Raw genomic sequence first — 17377 nt, 5'->3', positions numbered from 1 at the left:
GCACCGGACAACCCGGCGGCCGCGCGGCAGCCTCGGAGTGGTCGATCACACCCGAACAGATGTAGGGACACCCCTTGTGGGTGCCAGCGCTGCTAGCGCGGCCAGCCTCTGACGATCGCCACGGCGATGACGAGCAGCGCGAGCGCGAGCAGCGCGTTGGCGCGGCCGAGGAGGCTCGCCTGACGGCGCAACCGCGCGGCTTCCGGTCCGGTGGGATCCTGCTCCAGCGCGCGCGTGGCACGTGGCCCGACACTGAAATCGTGGATGACGCTGATGCCGAGCACCGCGGCGAAGACCGCCAGCTTCAGCGCGATGGCACTGCCGAACGACGACCGCAGCCATGCGGGATCGATGAAGTGCCACGGCCTCACGCCCCGGTACCAGAGATTGAACGTGCCCGTCACGATCAGCACACCGAAGCACGTCCAGCCGACGTTGCGGAAGCGCAGGCCCGTCTCGCGCAGGAACACGCCGGCGGCCACTCGGCTGCCGCTGCGCAGCCACGGCACCACGACGAGCACCAGGAACGCGATGCCGCCAATCCAGATCGTGGCGGCGAGGATGTGGAGCGCGACGGAGATGAAGTAGAGCGTGTGCATGCGGGGGTCTTACGGTTTACGGCGTACGGCTTGCGGCTTGCGGCTTGCGGCTCACAGGTCAAGTCAGGGCTTGCGTGTCGTGAACCGGCTGAAGAAGGCTGAGGCCGCGAACAACAGCAATGCCCCGATGTTGGCCACGCCCGCCCATTGTCGCCACGCGCCTGCGCCGCTCCAGTCCGCGACGACGCGCACCACGAGTGAGATCTGGAGCAGGGCCAGAGGCACGAAGAACACGCGATGGTACGGAATCGCGATGCCGACGATGGCCGGCAGAATGATCGGGGCATGCGCCATCACCATGGTGAGGACGAACCCGACGAAGACGGCGTGCAGCGCCGCGTCGTACAGAGGACCCGCCACAGGCAGGCCGGTCAGTGCGATCTGAAGCCCCGCCACTCCCAGCCACGCGCTGCCACTCAGGACGGCCACCGCCGTGAACTGCGCCAGGCCCGTCTGGCGCACGAGGCGACGCGCGATGTCGAACCGCAGCAGCCACGCAGACACGATGACGAGCGCGCTCCCCGTGATACGCAGCGCGACGCGGGGTGAGGCGATCGCGATCACCGACGCCACGGCGAGCGTGAGCGACGCCAGCGTGAGCGCGCGAACGGCCCACGCCGGCGGCGAGACGAAGCGCGAGATCTCCAGTCGCTCCGACGAGATGGTCAGGGCGAAGAACGCGATCCACGACGGCACCAGCAGGGGCACCGGCGCACCCGTCGCCCAGGCGATGGCCGACGCCACCAGCACCAGCGACGCGAGCAGCATCAGCCATGTCGGCGTGCTGGCCTGCCGTCGCACGATGGCCACGTTCAGCGCGGCCATGCCTGTCGCGCCTGCCACGGCCAGCACGGACGCCACATCCGGCATCCCGGAGACGAGCGCCAGCGCCGTGAGCACCGCCGCGCCAGGCCCGGCGTACGTCCATCGCGCCTCGAACGCCGCTGCGCGCTCGATTCCGATGAGCGCCGTGAACACGCCGAACACCAGGAGCGGACCATGCACGGCACCAACGCCCGCGCCGATCGGCACGTTCCAGCCCATCCGCGCCAGGCCCGCCACCAACCCCGCCATGAGCCCCGCCATCGTCACCACCAGCAGCGGGACGCGGATGGACAGGACTCGTGAACGGGTGGCGCACATGGGACACGCTCACTCTATCGCGACACGGCCGGGCACCGGGCACCGGGCACCGGGCACCGGGCACCGGGGGCAACAACGACGATATGGCCCCGGGCGACGTGCGCTCCAGCTCGGATGGAGGCCGGGGTCTCGCCGTCGCGTCGCGAAGGCGGAAGCCCTGACTCGCGGAGGCTCCTGTACGCAACAGCGTGGACGGGCGTTTGAAGGAGAGCACGGAGGAGCCCCGTCATGCGCTGCCATCACGATCCCATCCACTGCATCCTGCCGCCGTACGTGCTCGACCGCCTGGCGGAGTCCGACGACGTGAACGTCCGCAAGCACGCGATCAGCGCCATCGCACGCTCCGCCACGTTGCGCGCCACGCGCACGACGCTCGCGCAGATGCCGATGATGGCGGCGATTCCCGCGGCCGATCGCAAGAAGGAGCGCCTGGTCTACGACATGAAGCACCAGGGCGCGACGTTCCTGCCCGGCACGCTCGTCCGCCGCGAGCGCGATCCCCGTTCGACCGATCCGGCTGTCAACGAGGCGTACGACCACTCCGGCTCGACCTACGATTTCTACAAGCGACTCTTCGGGCGCAACTCGCTCGACGACCGCGGCATGTCCCTCATTTCGAGCGTCCATATCAGCCGCAACTACAACAACGCCTTCTGGAACGGCGAGCAGATGGCGTACGGCGACGGAGACGGCATCGTCTTCACGCGCTTCACGCGCTCGCTCGACGTCGTCGGGCACGAGCTGACCCACGGCGTCGTGACCCACACGTGCAACCTCGAGTACCGCAACGAGCCGGGCGCGCTCAACGAGCACTTCGCCGACGTCTTCGGCGTGCTCGTGAAGCAATGGAAGAAGAAGCAGACAGCGGCGAAGGCCGACTGGCTGGTTGGCGCGGAGATCATGGGACCGGCCACATCCGCGCGGTCGTTGCGCACGTTCACGGCCGCGAAGGCGTACGAGAACGACGTGTATCTGGGCACCGATCCGCAGCCCAAGCATCTCTCCGGCAAGTACACGGGCAGCGCCGACGGCGGCGGCGTCCACATCAACTCGGGCATCCCCAATCACGCGTTCTTCCTCGTCGCGACCACGCTCGGCGGACACGCGTGGGAGAAGGCCGGCGCGATCTGGTATCAGTCGATGCTGGCGCTCACGCAGACGAGCCAGTTCGCGGACATGGTCAGCACGACGCTCGAGAAGGCCGCGACGATGTACGGCGTCGGCAGCGCCGCGGAGAATGCGGTGGCGAAGGCCTGGAAGACCGTGGGATTCTGACGCGTGCGCATCACCAGGGTCTGCCTGCGACAATCGGGGGGCTTTGCCGGCCTCATCCGCACGAGTGAACTGCCGGCCGCGGAACTGACGGCTGACGAACGGGCGGCGCTCACCCGTGCGGTCAGCGCCCCTCGACTGGCGCCGTCTGCCGCTGACGCAGTTGCCGCTCGCGACACGCTCTGCTATGAGCTCGACATCGATACCGACGCAGGCCGGCGTCGGTTGACGTTCGACGAGTTGAATCTGCCCGACACCCTCTTCGCGCTCGTCGAACGCCTGTCGGCTCGCGCGAAACCGGGGCACCTCTGAACGCTGGCCGCCGGATGTCGTCTCGCGGCGACGTCCCGGGTCGGCACCGGACACCGGGCACCTGGCCCGGAGGCCGGTTGCCCGCGACCCGTGCGCGGCCGCATCATGTGCCGGCACCATGCTCGTCAACTGCGTTGTCTACCAGAACGGCACGAGGCTCGCCGACATCGGCAGCGAGGCGATCTCCGAGTACGTCGTCCGTCCCGACTGCTTCGTGTGGGTGGCCCTGCTCGATCCCGACGATGCCGAACTGGCGCACATGGCCGAGGAGTTCGGACTCCACGAACTGGCCGTCGAGGACGCGCGCAAGGGACAGCAGCGGCCCAAGGTCGAAGAGTACGGCGCCAGCATGTTCGTGGTGCTGCAGACCATCGACCTCGATCCCGCCAATCCCGACGGCGACTTCATCGTCGGCGAAGTGGACGTGTTCGTGGGCCGCAACTACGTGCTGTCGGTGCGACGCAAGTCGCCGCTCGGCTTCCGCGACGTCAGGACGCGCGCCGAGATGGATCCCGAGAACCTCGCGCGCGGATCGGGGTTCGTGCTCTATGCGATCATGGACGCCGTCGTCGACAGGTACTTCCCCGTCCTGGATCGCCTCGAAGCCGAACTCGAACGGCTCGAAGGCGAGATCTTCCGCGGCGTGCCGAGTGCGAAGAACATCGAGGCGTTCTACGACCTCAAGTACCGGCTCATGGTGCTCAAGCACGCCGTGGCGTCGCTGATGGAAGCGACCGCGCGGCTCACGGGCGGACGCGTGCCGTCTGTCTGCCTCGGCGCGCAGGAATACTTCCGCGACGTCTTCGATCACCTCATGCGGATCAACGCGGCGATCGATTCACAGCGCGAAATGCTGCAGACGGGTATCACCGTGACGCTCGCGCTCATCGGGATCGCCGACAGTCAGGTGACCAAGAAGCTCGCGGCGTACGGCGCGCTCATCACCGTGCCGACGCTGCTGGCGGGCATCTACGGCATGAACTTCACGCACATGCCGGAACTGCACTGGGTCTGGGGGTATCCGCTCACGCTGGCGACGATGCTGGCCATCGACGCCGTGCTGTACGTGAAGTTCAGGAAGTACGGCTGGTTGTGAGTGGACGGCTGCCGGCCCGCGAGCCGACAGCCGTCCACACGGAGTGCATCAGGCCACGTCGAAGCGGTCGAGGTTCATCACCTTCGTCCACGCCGCCACGAAGTCGCGGACGAACAGTTCGCCCGCATCGTCGCTGGCGTAGGCCTCCGCCAGCGCGCGCAGCTCCGAGTTCGACGCGAAGAGCAGGTCGACGCGCGTGGCCGTCCATCCCGCCGAGTCGCCTGACGAACGCGTCCCTTCGAACGTCTCGGCAGCAGGCGATGTGGGCGCCCACTTCGTGTCCATGCCAAGCAGCGTGACGAAGAAGTCGTTGGTCAGCGCGCCGGGGCGGCTCGTGAAACCCGTCCCCTGCGCCGTGATCGTTCTGAGACCACCGACGAGTACCGTCATCTGCGGTGCCGTGAGCGTGAGCATCCGCGCACGTTCGACGAGTGCGACCTCGGCCGGCACTGCGAGCATGTTCGTCGTGACGTTGCGGAACCCGTCGGCCACTGGCTCGAGCACGCCGAACGACTCGACGTCTGTCTGGTCCTGCGTGGCGTCGGTACGGCCCTGCGTGAACGGTACCTGTACGTCGACGCCCGCCGCCCTGGCCGCCTGCTCGACGGCGGCATCGCCACCGAGCACGATCAGATCGGCGAGCGACACCTGCTTGCCTGACACAGCGTTGGCCGTGTTGAACGCCTGTTGCGCCTGCTCGAACACCGGCAGCACCTTCGCGAGTTCGGCGGGCTGGTTGACCTCCCAGTCCTTCTGCGGCGCGAGGCGGAGGCGCGCGCCGTTGGCGCCGCCACGCTTGTCGGTCCCGCGGAACGACGAGGCGGACGCCCACGCCGTATTCACCAGTTGCGTCGTGGACAGGCCAGACGTCAGCAGCGCCGCCTTGAGTCCGGCGATGTCGGCCTCGTCGAGTGGCGCAGACGATGAGGGCGGCACGGGATCCTGCCAGAGCTGCAGATCACTCGGGACTTCCGGGCCGAGATAGCGCGAGACGGGCCCCATGTCGCGGTGCGTGAGCTTGAACCACGCCTTGGCGAACGCCGTCGCGAACTCGTCAGGGTTCTCGAGGAAGCGGCGCGAGATCTTCTCGTACGCCGGATCGAAGCGCAGCGACAGGTCCGTCGTCAGCATCGTCGGTGCATGCTTCTTCGTCGGGTCGTGCGCATCGGGGACCGTGTTGGCACCCATTCCGTGCTTCGGCTTCCACTGGTGGGCACCCGCCGGGCTCTTGGTGAGCTCCCACTCGTAGCCGAACAGGTTCCAGAGGAAGTTGTTGGTCCACCGGGTGGGCGCCGACGTCCACGTCACTTCGAGGCCGCTCCCGATCGTGTCGCCGGCCTTGCCCGATCCGTACGTACTCGCCCACCCGAGCCCGAGCGCTTCGAGCGGCGCGGCTTCTGGAGCCGGGCCGACGTGCGTGGCGGGACCGGCACCGTGCGTCTTGCCGAACGTGTGCCCCCCGGCGATGAGCGCCACCGTCTCTTCGTCGTTCATCGCCATGCGGGCGAACGTCTCGCGGATGTCGCGCGCCGCCGCCACGGGGTCCGGATTGCCGTCTGGCCCCTCCGGGTTCACGTAGATGAGGCCCATCATCGTCGCGGCCAGCGGGCTGGCCAGCTCACGATCGCCCGAGTAGCGCTTGTCGGCACCGAGCCACGTGCTCTCGGTGCCCCAGTTGACGTCTGTCGGCTCCCACACGTCTGGCCTGCCGCCGCCGAAGCCGAACGTCTTGAAGCCCATGGTCTCGAGGGCCACGTTGCCGGTGAGCACCATCAGGTCCGCCCACGAGATCTTGCGGCCGTACTTCTTCTTGATCGGCCACAGCAGGCGCCGCGCCTTGTCGAGATTGACGTTGTCGGGCCAGCTGTTGAGCGGGGCGAACCGCTGCTCGCCGGAGCCCGCGCCACCGCGCCCATCGAAGGTTCGATAGGTGCCTGCCGCGTGCCACGCCATCCGGATGAACAGCGGGCCGTAGTGCCCGAAATCGGCGGGCCACCAATCCTGCGACTGCGTCATCAGCGCGGCGATGTCCTGCTTCAATGCCGCGAAATCGAGCGTCCTGAACTCGGCGGCGTAGTCGAATCCGGCGCCCATCGGATCGCGCGACGGCGAATTCTGGTGCAGGACCTTCAGATCGAGCTGGTTCGGCCACCAGTCACGATTGGTGGTCCCGCTGTGAGTCCTGGCCGAGAAGGGGCACTGCTGGGTGCTCTCCATGTTCACGTGTCCTCTACTGGTACTGGGGTTACTGGTGTGGGGTGACGCGAGTGGTCCGGCGGCGGGTTCGTCCCGGAGCCGAGGCGGGCGATGGCGACGGCACGCGCGACTGCGCCACGCAGTCGGGGCACCGTCCCCAGAACGAGATCTCGGCCTCGTCGATCTCGTAGCCGTTGTGATTGACAGCGGACAGGCAGGGCGCCGCGCCGACGACGCAGTCGATGTCGACCACGCGGCCGCAGATGCGGCAGATCATGTGGTGATGGTTGTCGCCGACACGGTCCTCGAAGAGCGCCGGCGATCCTGACGGCTGCAGTCGACGCAACAAGCCTTCGGCGACGAGCAGCCCCAGCGCGTCGTACACGGACTGCAGCGAGATCGTCCCGATCCGCTCGCGCACGATCTCGGCCACGCCCTCGGCCGTCGCGTGCGGACGCGCCGCCACGGCTTCCAGGACGGCCAATCGCTGTGCCGTGACCTGAATGCCCCGCGCCCTGAGGCGCTCCGCAGGTGCGATCCGCATCACGCGGCAGATTCTATCACAATTTTGAATGATTCCAATATGTGATTATTTCTACCGACTACGGGCGGGGCCGGTTCGATCACCATTTCATCACTCGCGATTCCGCATTTCCACGATACGGTGCGCGTATGCACATCGCGCAACTGTTTGCGAACAACCGGAAGTGGCAGGCCGACATCGTCGCGGACGATCCGCAGTTCTTCGAGACCCTCGCGGCGCAGCAGCGGCCGCACTACCTGTGGATCGGGTGTTCCGACAGCCGGGTACCCGCCAACCAGATCGTCGGGCTCGCGCCTGGCGACCTGTTCGTCCACCGCAACGTCGCCAATGTGGTGGTCCACACGGACCTGAACTGCCTGTCGGTGCTGCAATACGCCGTCGAGGCGCTGGAGATCCGCGACGTGCTCGTGGTGGGGCACTACGGCTGCGGCGGTGTGAAGGCTGCCCATGACGATCTCTCGCTGGGCCTCATCGACAACTGGCTCCGCCACGTGCAGGACGTGCGGGAGCGGCACGGCGCGCTGTTCGGCGACGACCTGTCGCCGCAGGACCGCGTCGACCGCCTCACCGAACTGAACGTGATCGAGCAGGTGCGTAACGTGGGCCAGACCACCGTCGTGCGCACCGCGTGGGAGCGCGGTCAGCCCCTCGCGATCCATGGCTGGATCTACGACATCCACGACGGCCTGCTGCGCGATCTGGGCTGCAAGCTGACGGGACACGACGATGCGGCCACCTACGCGAACGCGGTGGCACGCATCGGTGCCCGTGCGCCTCGGACGGCGTAGCCGTTTACTGCGGAATCATCAGACGCGTTCCCAGCGAATTGCTTCCGGCGGCCCACTTCACGCCGCCGGCGTCGCTGTACAGGGCGCGTTCGACAACGAGTTGTGCCGGCGTGGATCCAAGACTCTCGATGATCGCGCCGAAGCGCTTGCCCACGCTCGTGGGGAACTCGTGCTTCACGTCCACGTTGAAGCGGCTCGTTGCTGTCACGGGGAACGCCTTTGTCGCGCTCGAACCGTCTTCGAAGCGCAGCGTCACGCGGACCGAACCATCGAAGGCCGACGTGTTGGCCAGCAGGATGTACGTCGCCACGTTGGCGGCACCACCAACCTCGCCCTCCGCCAACGCCCACGCCGTCCCGACGTCCGTCGCGCCGGCGCTTGCGTGCGCCTCGAACCACGTGGACCCCGCGCCCGGCCACCACATCGCGCGATCCACGACGATGGGCACCGCGTTGGTGGATTCGATGATGGTAGAGACAGCCGCGTCCGCCAGGCGCGGATCCTCCTTGTCGACCCAGATGTTGCTGCGACTCTGCGCGGCCACCACGTGACTGCGCTGGATCACGCTGCCGTCCGGCAGCAGATACCGCACGTCGACGTTGGCGTCCGTCATGCCAGAGTTGGCCAGCAGGATGAAGAGATCGAAGTACGGTCCGGTGGCGCCTTCGGCGAGGAACCACGAGGTCGCCGGTGCCGTCACGCCCGCGCTGTTGTGACCCGCGGCGAACGGCATCCCGCTGGTACTCCGATACATCGATCGCTCGGCGATGATCGGGCTGCCCGCAATCACGCGCATCGTCGCGCCCATGTCGGCCGCCGCAAGGCGTGGATCCTCCGTGTCCGCCCAGATCGTGAACCGCGTCCCCGGGTCCACCGTGTACGTCTTCACGACAGGGGCGGCAGGGGCCGGCAGAAGGTAGGTGACCTCCACCGTCGACGCGGTGTCGCCGGGGTTGTGCAGCAGGTAGAACAGGTCGAACGCGCCGAACGTCGCGCCCTCGGCGAAGTACCACGTCGCGGCCGGAGCGGGCACCGCCGTTTCCGCATGCGATCCGTACCCGTTCTTGTCCCAGAACATGGTGCGGTCAGCCACGATGGGCTGCTCCGAGTCGATGCGCGTCGAAAACTCCGCTGTCTCGAGGCCCGCGATAGTCGCCGGCCGCACCGTCGCGCGCGCACCGGCCGCCAGCGTCATCGTCGACCTGATCACCACGGCGTCGGCACGCTGGAACGAGAACAGCACTTCGGCCGGAACTCCTGTCGGATTGAGGAGCGCGATCCGCGTGTCGAAGAAGGATCCGGTGGCGCCTTCCGCGAAGTACTGCGTGTGAAGCAGGTTGTCGGCGAGCAGTTCGACGGTGGCCGTCGGGATGGCGCCGAGCGTGCTGCCGCCCGTCGGAGACGACAGCGTCACGGTGAACGCTTCGAGTGACGCGTTCCCGCTGCCTGCGCCAACGGGCACGCTGATGGTGGTGGACGTCTGACCCGCCGCGAAGCTGACGGTGCCACTGCTCGCCGTGAAGTCGCTGCCCGCCGTCGCCGTACCAGCGGCGGTGGCATAGTTCACCGCCACGGCCGACGTGGTGTCGCCTCCACGCGTCACGGTGAGCACTGTCTGGCCGGCACGGCGGATGACGCGCTGTGACGCACGTGCGAAGGTGAGCACCGACGGCGTGACGGGCACCGGGTCCGTCGTCGCCTCCATCGTGAAGCCGGCGCGCGCCACATCGAACTCGAGCTGGATCGGGAACGCAAGCGGGTCCTCTGTTTCGAGTGCCGGCGCGATGCCGGAGACGTTGAAGTTCTTCACGCCGACACCGTTCACCAGCAGGACGCCGAGTTGCGACGCGTAGTGGCTGAAGCGCACCGGCTGGCTCGGACCGAACTCGCCGAGTACCACGCCCTCGACCGAGATCGTGAAGCGATTGTCGGCGTCGATATCGGTCGGAAAGTCGAGGACCGCCGTGAACAAGGCCGACCCCGTCATCGTGTACTTGTAGCCGGTGGCGATCGGCGGATCGAACCAGAGCGCACTCTGGTCGAAGAACCTGTAGACGGGCGGATTGCCTGTCACGCCGGTCGGGGGCAGGGGTTTGACCTGCGTGCCCCCCTCGACGTCGCAGCGCGAGAACGGCTGCTGGGTCGAGACAGGCGCGAGCTTCATGATGAACGCGTCGCTCTCGCGTCCACCGAAGTTCCTGGCGGCACCACCGCGGTGCGCCGCCTGGAAGGGCGAGACCAGCGGGAAATCTCCCGACGCCGTGTCGCCGACCACGTACACGTTCTCCGCCGCATCCACCGCCAGGCCGAACGCATCGTCGGTGTTGCCACCGCCGAACAGCGTCGAGTAGCCGATCGCACACCCCGACGTGTCGAGCCGCGTGACGAACGCGTCCCAGGGACCGGCCTGGGTGCCGAGCTGCAGCGGGTGTACCAGCGGGTAGTCCTCCGAGCTGGAATAGCCGATGACGTACGCGCGACCCGTGCCATCCACGGCGATCGCACGGCCGACCTCGTTGCCGCTGTCGAACGTGCTGCCGCCGCCCCCCAGGTACGTGGAGTAGACCAGCTTCTCGCCCTTCGCATCGATCTTCATGACGAACGCGTCGAGCCTGCCCAAGGGGTCGCTCTGGAACGCGCTCACCGTCGGGATGGACGACAGCGGTGTGCCGCCGACCGTTCCGCCACTTGTCGCGCCGGTGATGTAGATGGCACCGTCGGCGTCGACAGCCACGTCCTCCGCCGATCCGCCGAAGCCGCCGGTGGCATCGCCGATGACGGTCGAGAAGACGAGTGCGGAACCGTCGGCGGCGAGCTTTGTGACGAACGGACCGCCGTAGTACCCGGGCCTGAGCGGATCCTTCACGGGGAAGTCCATCACGACCTCCGTGCCCGTCGGAATGCCGCCCGCGTACCCGGCAACCACGATCGCCCCCGTGCCGTCGAGAGCGACCCCACGGGCCGAACTCCCGGACCGGACGCCCAGATACGTCGAGAACACGAGCTGCGTGCCCGCCGGATTGAGGCGGCTCACGAACGCGAGCGCCGTGTCCGAGTAGTACCCGTTGTTGGTCGGATAGAGCGCATTGCTCATCGGGAAGTTGCGCGACCGCGTGGCGCCCACGACAACGACGCTGCCATCGGGCCGCACGGCGATGTCATTGGCCTGCTCGGCCGCGCCGTCTTCCCCGCCGAGATACGTGGAATAGACCAGTGTCCCCGTTGGTGAAAGCTTGGCGACGAACGCGTCCCTCCCCGCGCCCGTGGCATGCGCCGGCTGTACCACGCCCGTCGTTGTCGGGAAGCCGGGGCCGGCATGGCCGGTGATGTACGCATTGCGGTCCGCGTCGAGCACGATCGCCCTCCCCTGCTCGCTGCTCGAGCCTCCGAGGAACGTCGTGTAGGCGAGCCCATCGCCGGCCGGTGTCAGCTTCGCGACGAAGACGTCGGTGCCGCCGGCAGCCGCGCCAGTGTGTGTCGACGACTGCGGGAAGTTCGCCGAACCTGTCTCTCCCACGATGTACGCCGCCCCCGTCGCGTCGACGGCCACGCCGTACGCCGTGTCGTCGCCGGTACCACCGAGGAACGTCGAGTAGACGATCACCGGATCGATCACGAGCGGACGCGTGGCGTCGTAGGCTCCCACGTCGAACCGCACCACGCGCCCTTGGACGACGTAGCGCGACTCGACGACGTCCGGTGCGTTGCGAGAGCCCTGGTAGCTGAAAGGCTTCGGCTGGCGGACTTCGCGCCCGCCGACGTCGAGCACGAGCTCGCCCGTCGTGCCGTCCACGCGCACGCGATCCGCACCGGCGAACGTCACGCCCACTGCACGCCAGTCGGCGCCTGGCGCGATCTCGAAGTCGTATTCGAGGCGTCTCTGGTTGCCGTAGTACACGAGATCGATGCCGGGGTAGACAGCCCGATAGCGAACACGCCCGTACGTCGGAACGTTCGTGCGCCAGTCCGACGACGACGCACCCACGTAGTAGTGCGTCACGCCTGTCCGCGCCTCGGGCACCGGCGCCGACAGCCGGCCGCCATCCACCTGCAAGCGGACCGACGCGGCGACGGCTCCCTCGTGCGTGACGTCGAGGCGCGCGCCGTCGGGCGCGAGCGCCACCAGGTAGCCGGCTCCGCGCGCGACGAAGCGCCGGTCGGCCGGTGTCGCGTCCGGCGACGGCTCGAACTGGAGCGGCAATCGGCCGTATTCCTGCCTGCCGAGCCGCGGATGGCCAGGGACTGTGCGCCCGTCGTCTGCAGCCAGAGGCAGAGCGGTCGCGAAGGTGAGTGTCGAACCGAGGACCAGTGCGCGCGTGAGTGTGGGCATGAGCATCCTGGGATGGGCCTACTCATGTAGCGGGACGCGCGGTCAAAAGGTGACACGCACCCTGACGCGCCGCTCGGTCAGTGGCGGTCGAAGTCGACGACGAAGGTCTTCGGGAAGGCCCCGGCCGTGCGGAGACGACCGGCGACGCGGCGCGATCGGCGCAGGCCGGGCAGCATCAGGATGGCCGACACCGCGAGCGATGTCACCGCGGCGTGCGGCGTCGGTCGCATCCCGCCGTTGGGCATCGTGGCCGAGGAGATAGTCCACCACGCTTCAGACGGCGGTGTTCACGTTGTCGATCATGCCGGACACGCTCCACAGCAGCGCGTCGCGAATCCAGGCGTCTGTCAGATCCCGGTCGTCGGTCTGCATCGCCACGAGCCGCCCCATGGCGTCCATGCGGGGTACGCGCTGCGCCAAGTCGGTGTGTGTCCGCGCGATGAGCGTTCTACGTCGGGCGCGCGCCAACTGCGCAGCCGTTCGCCCCCCGATTCGAGCGACTCCTCCCTTCGCTGGTGCTGCACGCATCACAGCTCGCGCACTGACCCGTCGATCCGGTCGTATGCTGTGAGCATGCGTTCACTCCGACTTCTCGCAGTATCGGCACTGGCCGTGCTCGTTGGCGGTTGCTCAGGCAGCAGTTCGTCCACGACACCTGCCGCGCCCACCGAGGCCGCGACGGCAGCGCTCGGCGCGTTCGGTATCGACACCGGCCACATGGACCCGGCAGTGAAGCCGGGCGACGACTTCTTCCGCTACGTCAACGGCAAGTGGCTCTCGACGTTCGAGATTCCGGCCGACAAGGCGCGCTACGGCGCGTTCGACGCGCTGGCCGACAAGTCGGAAGCCGACGTCAGGACCGTGGTCGAAGGTCTCGCCGCGGACAAGCCCGCCGCCGGCACGACGGCCGCCAAGGTCGCCGACATGTACTCGAGCTGGATGGACGAAGCCGGCATCGAGGCACGCGGCCTCGCACCGCTGCAGCCGTACCTGGACCGCATAGCCGCCGTGACGGACACCGCAGGGGTGCTCGCCCTGATGGCGACCCCGGACTTCAACGCGCCGTTCGGCCTGGGCATCGACGCCGACCCGCGCGATCCAACGAAGTACGCGATCTGGGCCATCCAGGGCGGACTGGGCATGCCCGATCGCGACTACTACCTCGGCAAGGACGCGTCGTTCGAGCGTTACCGCGCCGCGTACAAGACGTACGTCACGCGCATCTTCGAACTGCTGGGCGATCCGGCGCCGGCGACGTCGGCCGATACGGTGATCGCACTCGAAACGCGCATCGCGCGCGGGCACTGGGCGCAGGCGGCCCTCCGCGACGTGAGCAAGGCGATCAAGCCGATGCCGTTCGCCGACTTCGTCAAGTACGCGCCCGGCATCGCATGGGAGACGTTCCTGCCGGGACTCGGCTTGCCCGCGAGGCCCGAGGCCATCGTCGCGTACGGAGACACCTCCGTGCGCGACGGCGCGGCGCTCGTCGGCAAGGAACCCGTCGACGCCTGGAAGAAGTACCTCGCCTTCCACATCGCGTCAGACAACGCCACGCACCTGCCCAGGGCGTTCGACGATGCGAGTTTCGAGTTCTTCGGCAAGACGCTGCGCGGCGTCCAGGCCAAGCGCGATCGCTGGAAGCGCGGCATGACGCTGCTCGACCAGCAGATCGGCGAAGGCGTCGGCCAGGTCTACGTCGCACGTTTCTTCCCGCCCGAGAACAAGGCGCGCATGGAAGCGCTCGTCGCCAACCTGCAGAAGGCCCTCGAAGGCCGCCTGAAGACGCTGACGTGGATGGACGACGCCACGCGCGCCGAGGCACTGAAGAAGCTCGCCACGTTCGAGGCACGCATCGGCTACCCGAACAAGTGGCGCGACTATTCCGCCATGCGCATCGAAGCCGGCAAGCATTTCGAGAACATCGTCAACGCGCGGACGTTCGAGTGGGAACGCCAGGTGAAGCGGCTCGGCGAGCCCGTCGATCGCGACGAATGGCACATGAACCCGCAGACCGTGAACGCGAGCTACAACCCGCTGATGAACCAGATCACGTTCCCTGCCGCGATCCTTCAGCCGCCGTTCTTCGACGTGCACGCAGACGCGGCGGTGAACTACGGCGCCATCGGCGGCGTGATCGGCCACGAGATCGGACATGGCTTCGACGATCAGGGTCGCTCGTTCGACGAGGCGGGCCGCACGCGCAACTGGTGGACGCCGGAGACCGACGCGCGCTTCCGTGCGGCAACCGCGCGGCTCGGCGAGCAGTACGGCAAGTACTGCCCCGTGCCGAACGGCTGCATCAACGGCCAGCTCACGATGGGCGAGAACATCGGCGACCTGGGGGGCCTGACGATGGCGTACACGGCGTACACACTGTCACTCGACGGCAAGGATGCGCCGGTGATCGACGGCTTCACGGGCGACCAGCGGTTCTTCCTGGCGTGGGGTCAGGTGTGGCGATCGCTGGGGCGCGAGGACGACACGCGTCAGCGACTGGTGACCGATCCGCACTCGATGCCCGAGTTCCGCACCAACGGCGTCGTGCGCAACATGGACGAGTGGTACGCGGCGTTCAAGGTCGAGTCTGGCGACAAGCTCTTCCTGCCCGTCGACGAACGCGTGCGCATCTGGTAAGCCCTCGCGCACCGCAGGCCTTCAACTCGCGGGTGGGCGCATCGGCGCCCCCTGCGGCTTCATCCGGTACTCCTTGGGCGGTTCCGCGCCGAGCAGGTGGCGGACGAAGTAGTCCCACCGGCGGCGCATCACGTACGCGCCGTCGGCGCCATACCCGTGGCGCTGGCCGGGGAGCAGCAGCAGGTCGAAGTCCTTGTTGGCCTTGATGAGCGCCTCCATCACCAGGTACGTGTTCTGGGGCGGGACGTTGTCGTCCATCATGCCGTGGATCAGCAGCAGCTTGCCCTTCAGGTTCTTCGCCACGGTCTGGTTCGCTTCCGCGGCGTAACTGTCGGGCGCGCCCTTGTCACCCTTGCGCAGCAGCCCCTGATAGCGCTCGCCCCAGTCGTCTTCGTACACGCGCTGGTCGTGGTTGCCCGACTCCGCGATGCCGACCTTGAAGAAGTCGGGATGGCGGAACATCGCGTCGGCGGTGATGAACCCGCCGCCCGAGTGCCCCCACATTGCCGCGCGATCGATGTCGATCCACGGGAAGCGCGCCGCGAGATCCTTCATCCCCGCCACCTGATCGGGCAGCGTGTTGTCGCGCCCCATCGCGCCGTAGTACGTGTCGTGGAAGGACTTCGAGCGACCGGGCGTGCCCATGCCGTCGATCGCGACGACGATGAACCCGAGTTCGGCGAGGGCCTGGTTGTCGCGACGCGCCACCGAGAACGCGCGGCTGCCCACGCTGCCCGACTGCGGACCGGGATAGGCGTAGTTGATGATCGGGTACTTCTTCGACGGATCGAACCGCAGCGGCCGATAGAGGAACCCGTACACGTCGGTCTTCCCGTCGCGTCCCTTCATCGTGACCCGCATCGGCGGCTGCCAACCCGTCGCAAGCAGCTTCGAGACGTCGGCCTTCTCCAGCGGCATCACGAGCGCACCCGTCGCGTCGCGCACGACCACCTCGGGCGCACGCTCCGGCGTTGACGCGGTGACGATCGCGAAGGCGCCAGACGGTGCGAGTTGCACCGCGTGGTGCGCGTCGCCCGGCGTAAGGGCGACGTACCCCTTGCCGTCGAGGCCGATGCGGTAGACGTGCGAGAAGTACGGATCCTGCCCAGGCTCGCGCCCGTTGGCGGCAAACGTCACCGTACGCGCACGCTCGTCGACCTTCAGGATGCGCATCACGGGGCCGGGCCCCGACGTGATCCGGTGTTTCAGCGCACCCGTCGTGAGGTCGTAAAGATAGAGGTGGCTCCAGTCGTCGCGCTGCGAGTTCCAGATGATCTCGTTGGACGCCCACAACACGCGCCAGCCGGCAGGCGCCTCGAAGTGGGTCTTCTCTTCTTCCTCGAAGAGCGTCCGCACGTCGCCTGTCGCCGCGTCTGCCACGCGCACCGTCGCTGTCTTGTGATCGCGTCCCGTCGACACGAACGCGAAGCGCGTCGCGTCCGGACTCCATGACATGTCATTGAGCGACACATCGTCTCCGAGCATCGCGCGGTGGTAGTCGGGCGCCATCCTGAATCGCACGACGGCGGCAGACTCCACGTCGATCGCGACGCGGTGCAGCATGGCGACATGCTCGTCGCCCGGCAGCGGATACTTCCACGCATCGAGCACCGGATGACCGGCGCGCGTGTCGACGAGATACATCTGGCCCACCTTCCGCTCGTCCTGCTGGAAGGTGGCGACCTTGCGCGAGTCGGGCGACCAGAGCACCACGGGGCGATGGCTCCGGCGCCAGCCGGCGTTGTCGGTGGCGTAGCCGAAGTGCGGCTCGCCATCGGTCGTGAGCTGGCGCTCCGCCCTCGACGCGACGTCGCGCACCCACAGGTTCCAGTCCCTGATGAAGACCGCCTTCGCGCCGTCGGGCGAGAGGACCGCGTCGGGGTCGAACAGCGGTGGATTCGTCGATGCGCACGCCTCACCGGCCACGTCGCACGTGTAGCGCTTGCCACCCATGTCGAACGAGACGGCGCGTCCGTCGACAGACAGCGTCGCTGCGCGGAACGGGAGCCGCGCCGGGTCCGCCTTCACGCCCGATGCAGTCGTGAGGGCGGCCGCGAGCTTGTCGTGATCGAAGAGGCGGGTGCGCGTGCGCGCGGCTGGATCGACGAGCAGGAACTCCACGCCGGTGGCCGTCGTGCTGCGGTACGTGAACCTGTCGCCGGGGAGCCACGTCGCCTCGACGGTGCCGCCCACCACGAGCGGAGTCAGGGTGTCGGCCAGGAACGACTCGGCACGCGCGTAGTCGTCGGTGGTGAGTGCGGCGGGTGCCGCCTGCGCCGCAACGGGTTGCGCCTCGAGCCGCACCGGCATGGTCGCGGCAGTCACCAGGACAACAAACAGCGGTGCCATACGAAGGCCCATCGTCATGGCCCGGAAGTCTAGCAAGACCGGCTTACGGGCAGCCGGTAGGGCCGAGTCTCCGAGCCCGGGCACGAGGGCTTGCGGTCTGCTCGCCAAATCAGA

Annotated in this window: 12 protein-coding genes; 5 read left to right on the top strand and 7 right to left on the bottom strand. The window is 67.8% G+C overall.

The window, feature by feature from the left end:
* Positions 1-92: 92 nt before the first annotated feature.
* On the bottom strand, positions 93-599 hold the full coding sequence (locus tag IT182_04515) for a CopD family protein (protein MCC6162597.1): 507 nt from the start codon (positions 597-599) through the stop codon (positions 93-95).
* Between the two features lie 63 nt (positions 600-662).
* A complete protein-coding gene (locus IT182_04510; GenBank protein ID MCC6162596.1) occupies positions 663-1742 on the bottom strand; it encodes a hypothetical protein in 1080 nt (359 codons plus the stop codon).
* A 228-nt stretch (positions 1743-1970) separates the two neighbouring features.
* Here IT182_04510 and IT182_04505 point away from each other — a divergent pair, with 228 nt between their 5' ends.
* The 3 genes from IT182_04505 to corA all read left to right on the top strand — a co-directional run bounded on the left by IT182_04505 (position 1971) and on the right by corA (position 4422).
* Positions 1971-3017 carry a M4 family metallopeptidase gene (locus IT182_04505; protein ID MCC6162595.1) on the top strand — a complete coding sequence of 349 codons (1047 nt, stop codon included), beginning with the start codon at positions 1971-1973 and terminating at the stop codon, positions 3015-3017.
* A 3-nt stretch (positions 3018-3020) separates the two neighbouring features.
* Positions 3021-3326 (top strand): hypothetical protein, encoded by a 306-nt coding sequence (locus IT182_04500; protein MCC6162594.1) that lies wholly within the window; start codon positions 3021-3023, stop codon positions 3324-3326.
* Positions 3327-3444: 118 nt separating this feature from the next.
* A complete protein-coding gene (gene corA / locus IT182_04495; protein MCC6162593.1) occupies positions 3445-4422 on the top strand; it encodes a magnesium/cobalt transporter CorA in 978 nt (325 codons plus the stop codon).
* A 48-nt stretch (positions 4423-4470) separates the two neighbouring features.
* Here corA and katG read toward each other — a convergent pair whose 3' ends face one another.
* Both katG and IT182_04485 read right to left on the bottom strand, forming a co-directional pair.
* Complete coding sequence (gene katG / locus IT182_04490) at positions 4471-6639, bottom strand: catalase/peroxidase HPI (GenBank protein ID MCC6162592.1); 2169 nt, start codon at positions 6637-6639, stop codon at positions 4471-4473.
* 28 nt (positions 6640-6667) lie between these two features.
* Complete coding sequence (locus tag IT182_04485; GenBank protein ID MCC6162591.1) at positions 6668-7162, bottom strand: transcriptional repressor; 495 nt, start codon at positions 7160-7162, stop codon at positions 6668-6670.
* 128 nt (positions 7163-7290) lie between these two features.
* On the opposite strand from IT182_04485, the gene can reads away from it, so the two are divergent.
* Positions 7291-7950 carry a carbonate dehydratase gene (gene can, locus IT182_04480; GenBank protein MCC6162590.1) on the top strand — a complete coding sequence of 220 codons (660 nt, stop codon included), beginning with the start codon at positions 7291-7293 and terminating at the stop codon, positions 7948-7950.
* Positions 7951-7954: 4 nt separating this feature from the next.
* Here the strand turns inward: can and IT182_04475 are convergent, their stop codons facing one another.
* Both IT182_04475 and IT182_04470 read right to left on the bottom strand, forming a co-directional pair.
* Complete coding sequence (locus IT182_04475; protein ID MCC6162589.1) at positions 7955-12286, bottom strand: SBBP repeat-containing protein; 4332 nt, start codon at positions 12284-12286, stop codon at positions 7955-7957.
* A 71-nt stretch (positions 12287-12357) separates the two neighbouring features.
* Entirely contained in the window at positions 12358-12510 is a 153-nt protein-coding gene (locus IT182_04470) for a hypothetical protein (protein ID MCC6162588.1), read from the bottom strand.
* A 343-nt stretch (positions 12511-12853) separates the two neighbouring features.
* Between IT182_04470 and IT182_04465 the strand changes: the two genes are divergently transcribed.
* On the top strand, positions 12854-14914 hold the full coding sequence (locus IT182_04465) for a M13 family metallopeptidase (GenBank protein MCC6162587.1): 2061 nt from the start codon (positions 12854-12856) through the stop codon (positions 14912-14914).
* A gap of 21 nt (positions 14915-14935) precedes the next feature.
* On the opposite strand, the gene IT182_04460 is transcribed toward IT182_04465, so the two are convergent.
* A complete protein-coding gene (locus tag IT182_04460) occupies positions 14936-17224 on the bottom strand; it encodes a DPP IV N-terminal domain-containing protein (GenBank protein ID MCC6162586.1) in 2289 nt (762 codons plus the stop codon).
* Positions 17225-17377 lie beyond the last annotated feature (153 nt).

The sequence above is a fragment of the Acidobacteriota bacterium genome, assembly GCA_020845575.1.
Taxonomy (GTDB): domain Bacteria; phylum Acidobacteriota; class Vicinamibacteria; order Vicinamibacterales; family Vicinamibacteraceae; genus Luteitalea.
The sequence above is the reverse complement of the archived record's forward strand: the minus strand, read 5'-3'. Positions and strand labels throughout refer to the sequence as shown.

What these genes read in the sequence shown, in the direction of transcription:
- IT182_04515 (MCC6162597.1), bottom strand. Translation starts at nt 599, where the DNA reads ATGCACACGCTCTACTTCATCTCCGTCGCGCTCCACATCCTCGCCGCC.
- IT182_04510 (MCC6162596.1), bottom strand. Translation starts at nt 1,742, where the DNA reads ATGTGCGCCACCCGTTCACGAGTCCTGTCCATCCGCGTCCCGCTGCTG.
- IT182_04505 (MCC6162595.1), top strand. Translation starts at nt 1,971, where the DNA reads ATGCGCTGCCATCACGATCCCATCCACTGCATCCTGCCGCCGTACGTG.
- corA (MCC6162593.1), top strand. Translation starts at nt 3,445, where the DNA reads ATGCTCGTCAACTGCGTTGTCTACCAGAACGGCACGAGGCTCGCCGAC.
- katG (MCC6162592.1), bottom strand. Translation starts at nt 6,639, where the DNA reads ATGGAGAGCACCCAGCAGTGCCCCTTCTCGGCCAGGACTCACAGCGGG.
- IT182_04485 (MCC6162591.1), bottom strand. Translation starts at nt 7,162, where the DNA reads ATGCGGATCGCACCTGCGGAGCGCCTCAGGGCGCGGGGCATTCAGGTC.
- can (MCC6162590.1), top strand. Translation starts at nt 7,291, where the DNA reads ATGCACATCGCGCAACTGTTTGCGAACAACCGGAAGTGGCAGGCCGAC.
- IT182_04475 (MCC6162589.1), bottom strand. Translation starts at nt 12,286, where the DNA reads ATGCTCATGCCCACACTCACGCGCGCACTGGTCCTCGGTTCGACACTC.
- IT182_04470 (MCC6162588.1), bottom strand. Translation starts at nt 12,510, where the DNA reads ATGCGACCGACGCCGCACGCCGCGGTGACATCGCTCGCGGTGTCGGCC.
- IT182_04465 (MCC6162587.1), top strand. Translation starts at nt 12,854, where the DNA reads ATGCGTTCACTCCGACTTCTCGCAGTATCGGCACTGGCCGTGCTCGTT.
- IT182_04460 (MCC6162586.1), bottom strand. Translation starts at nt 17,224, where the DNA reads ATGCCGGTGCGGCTCGAGGCGCAACCCGTTGCGGCGCAGGCGGCACCC.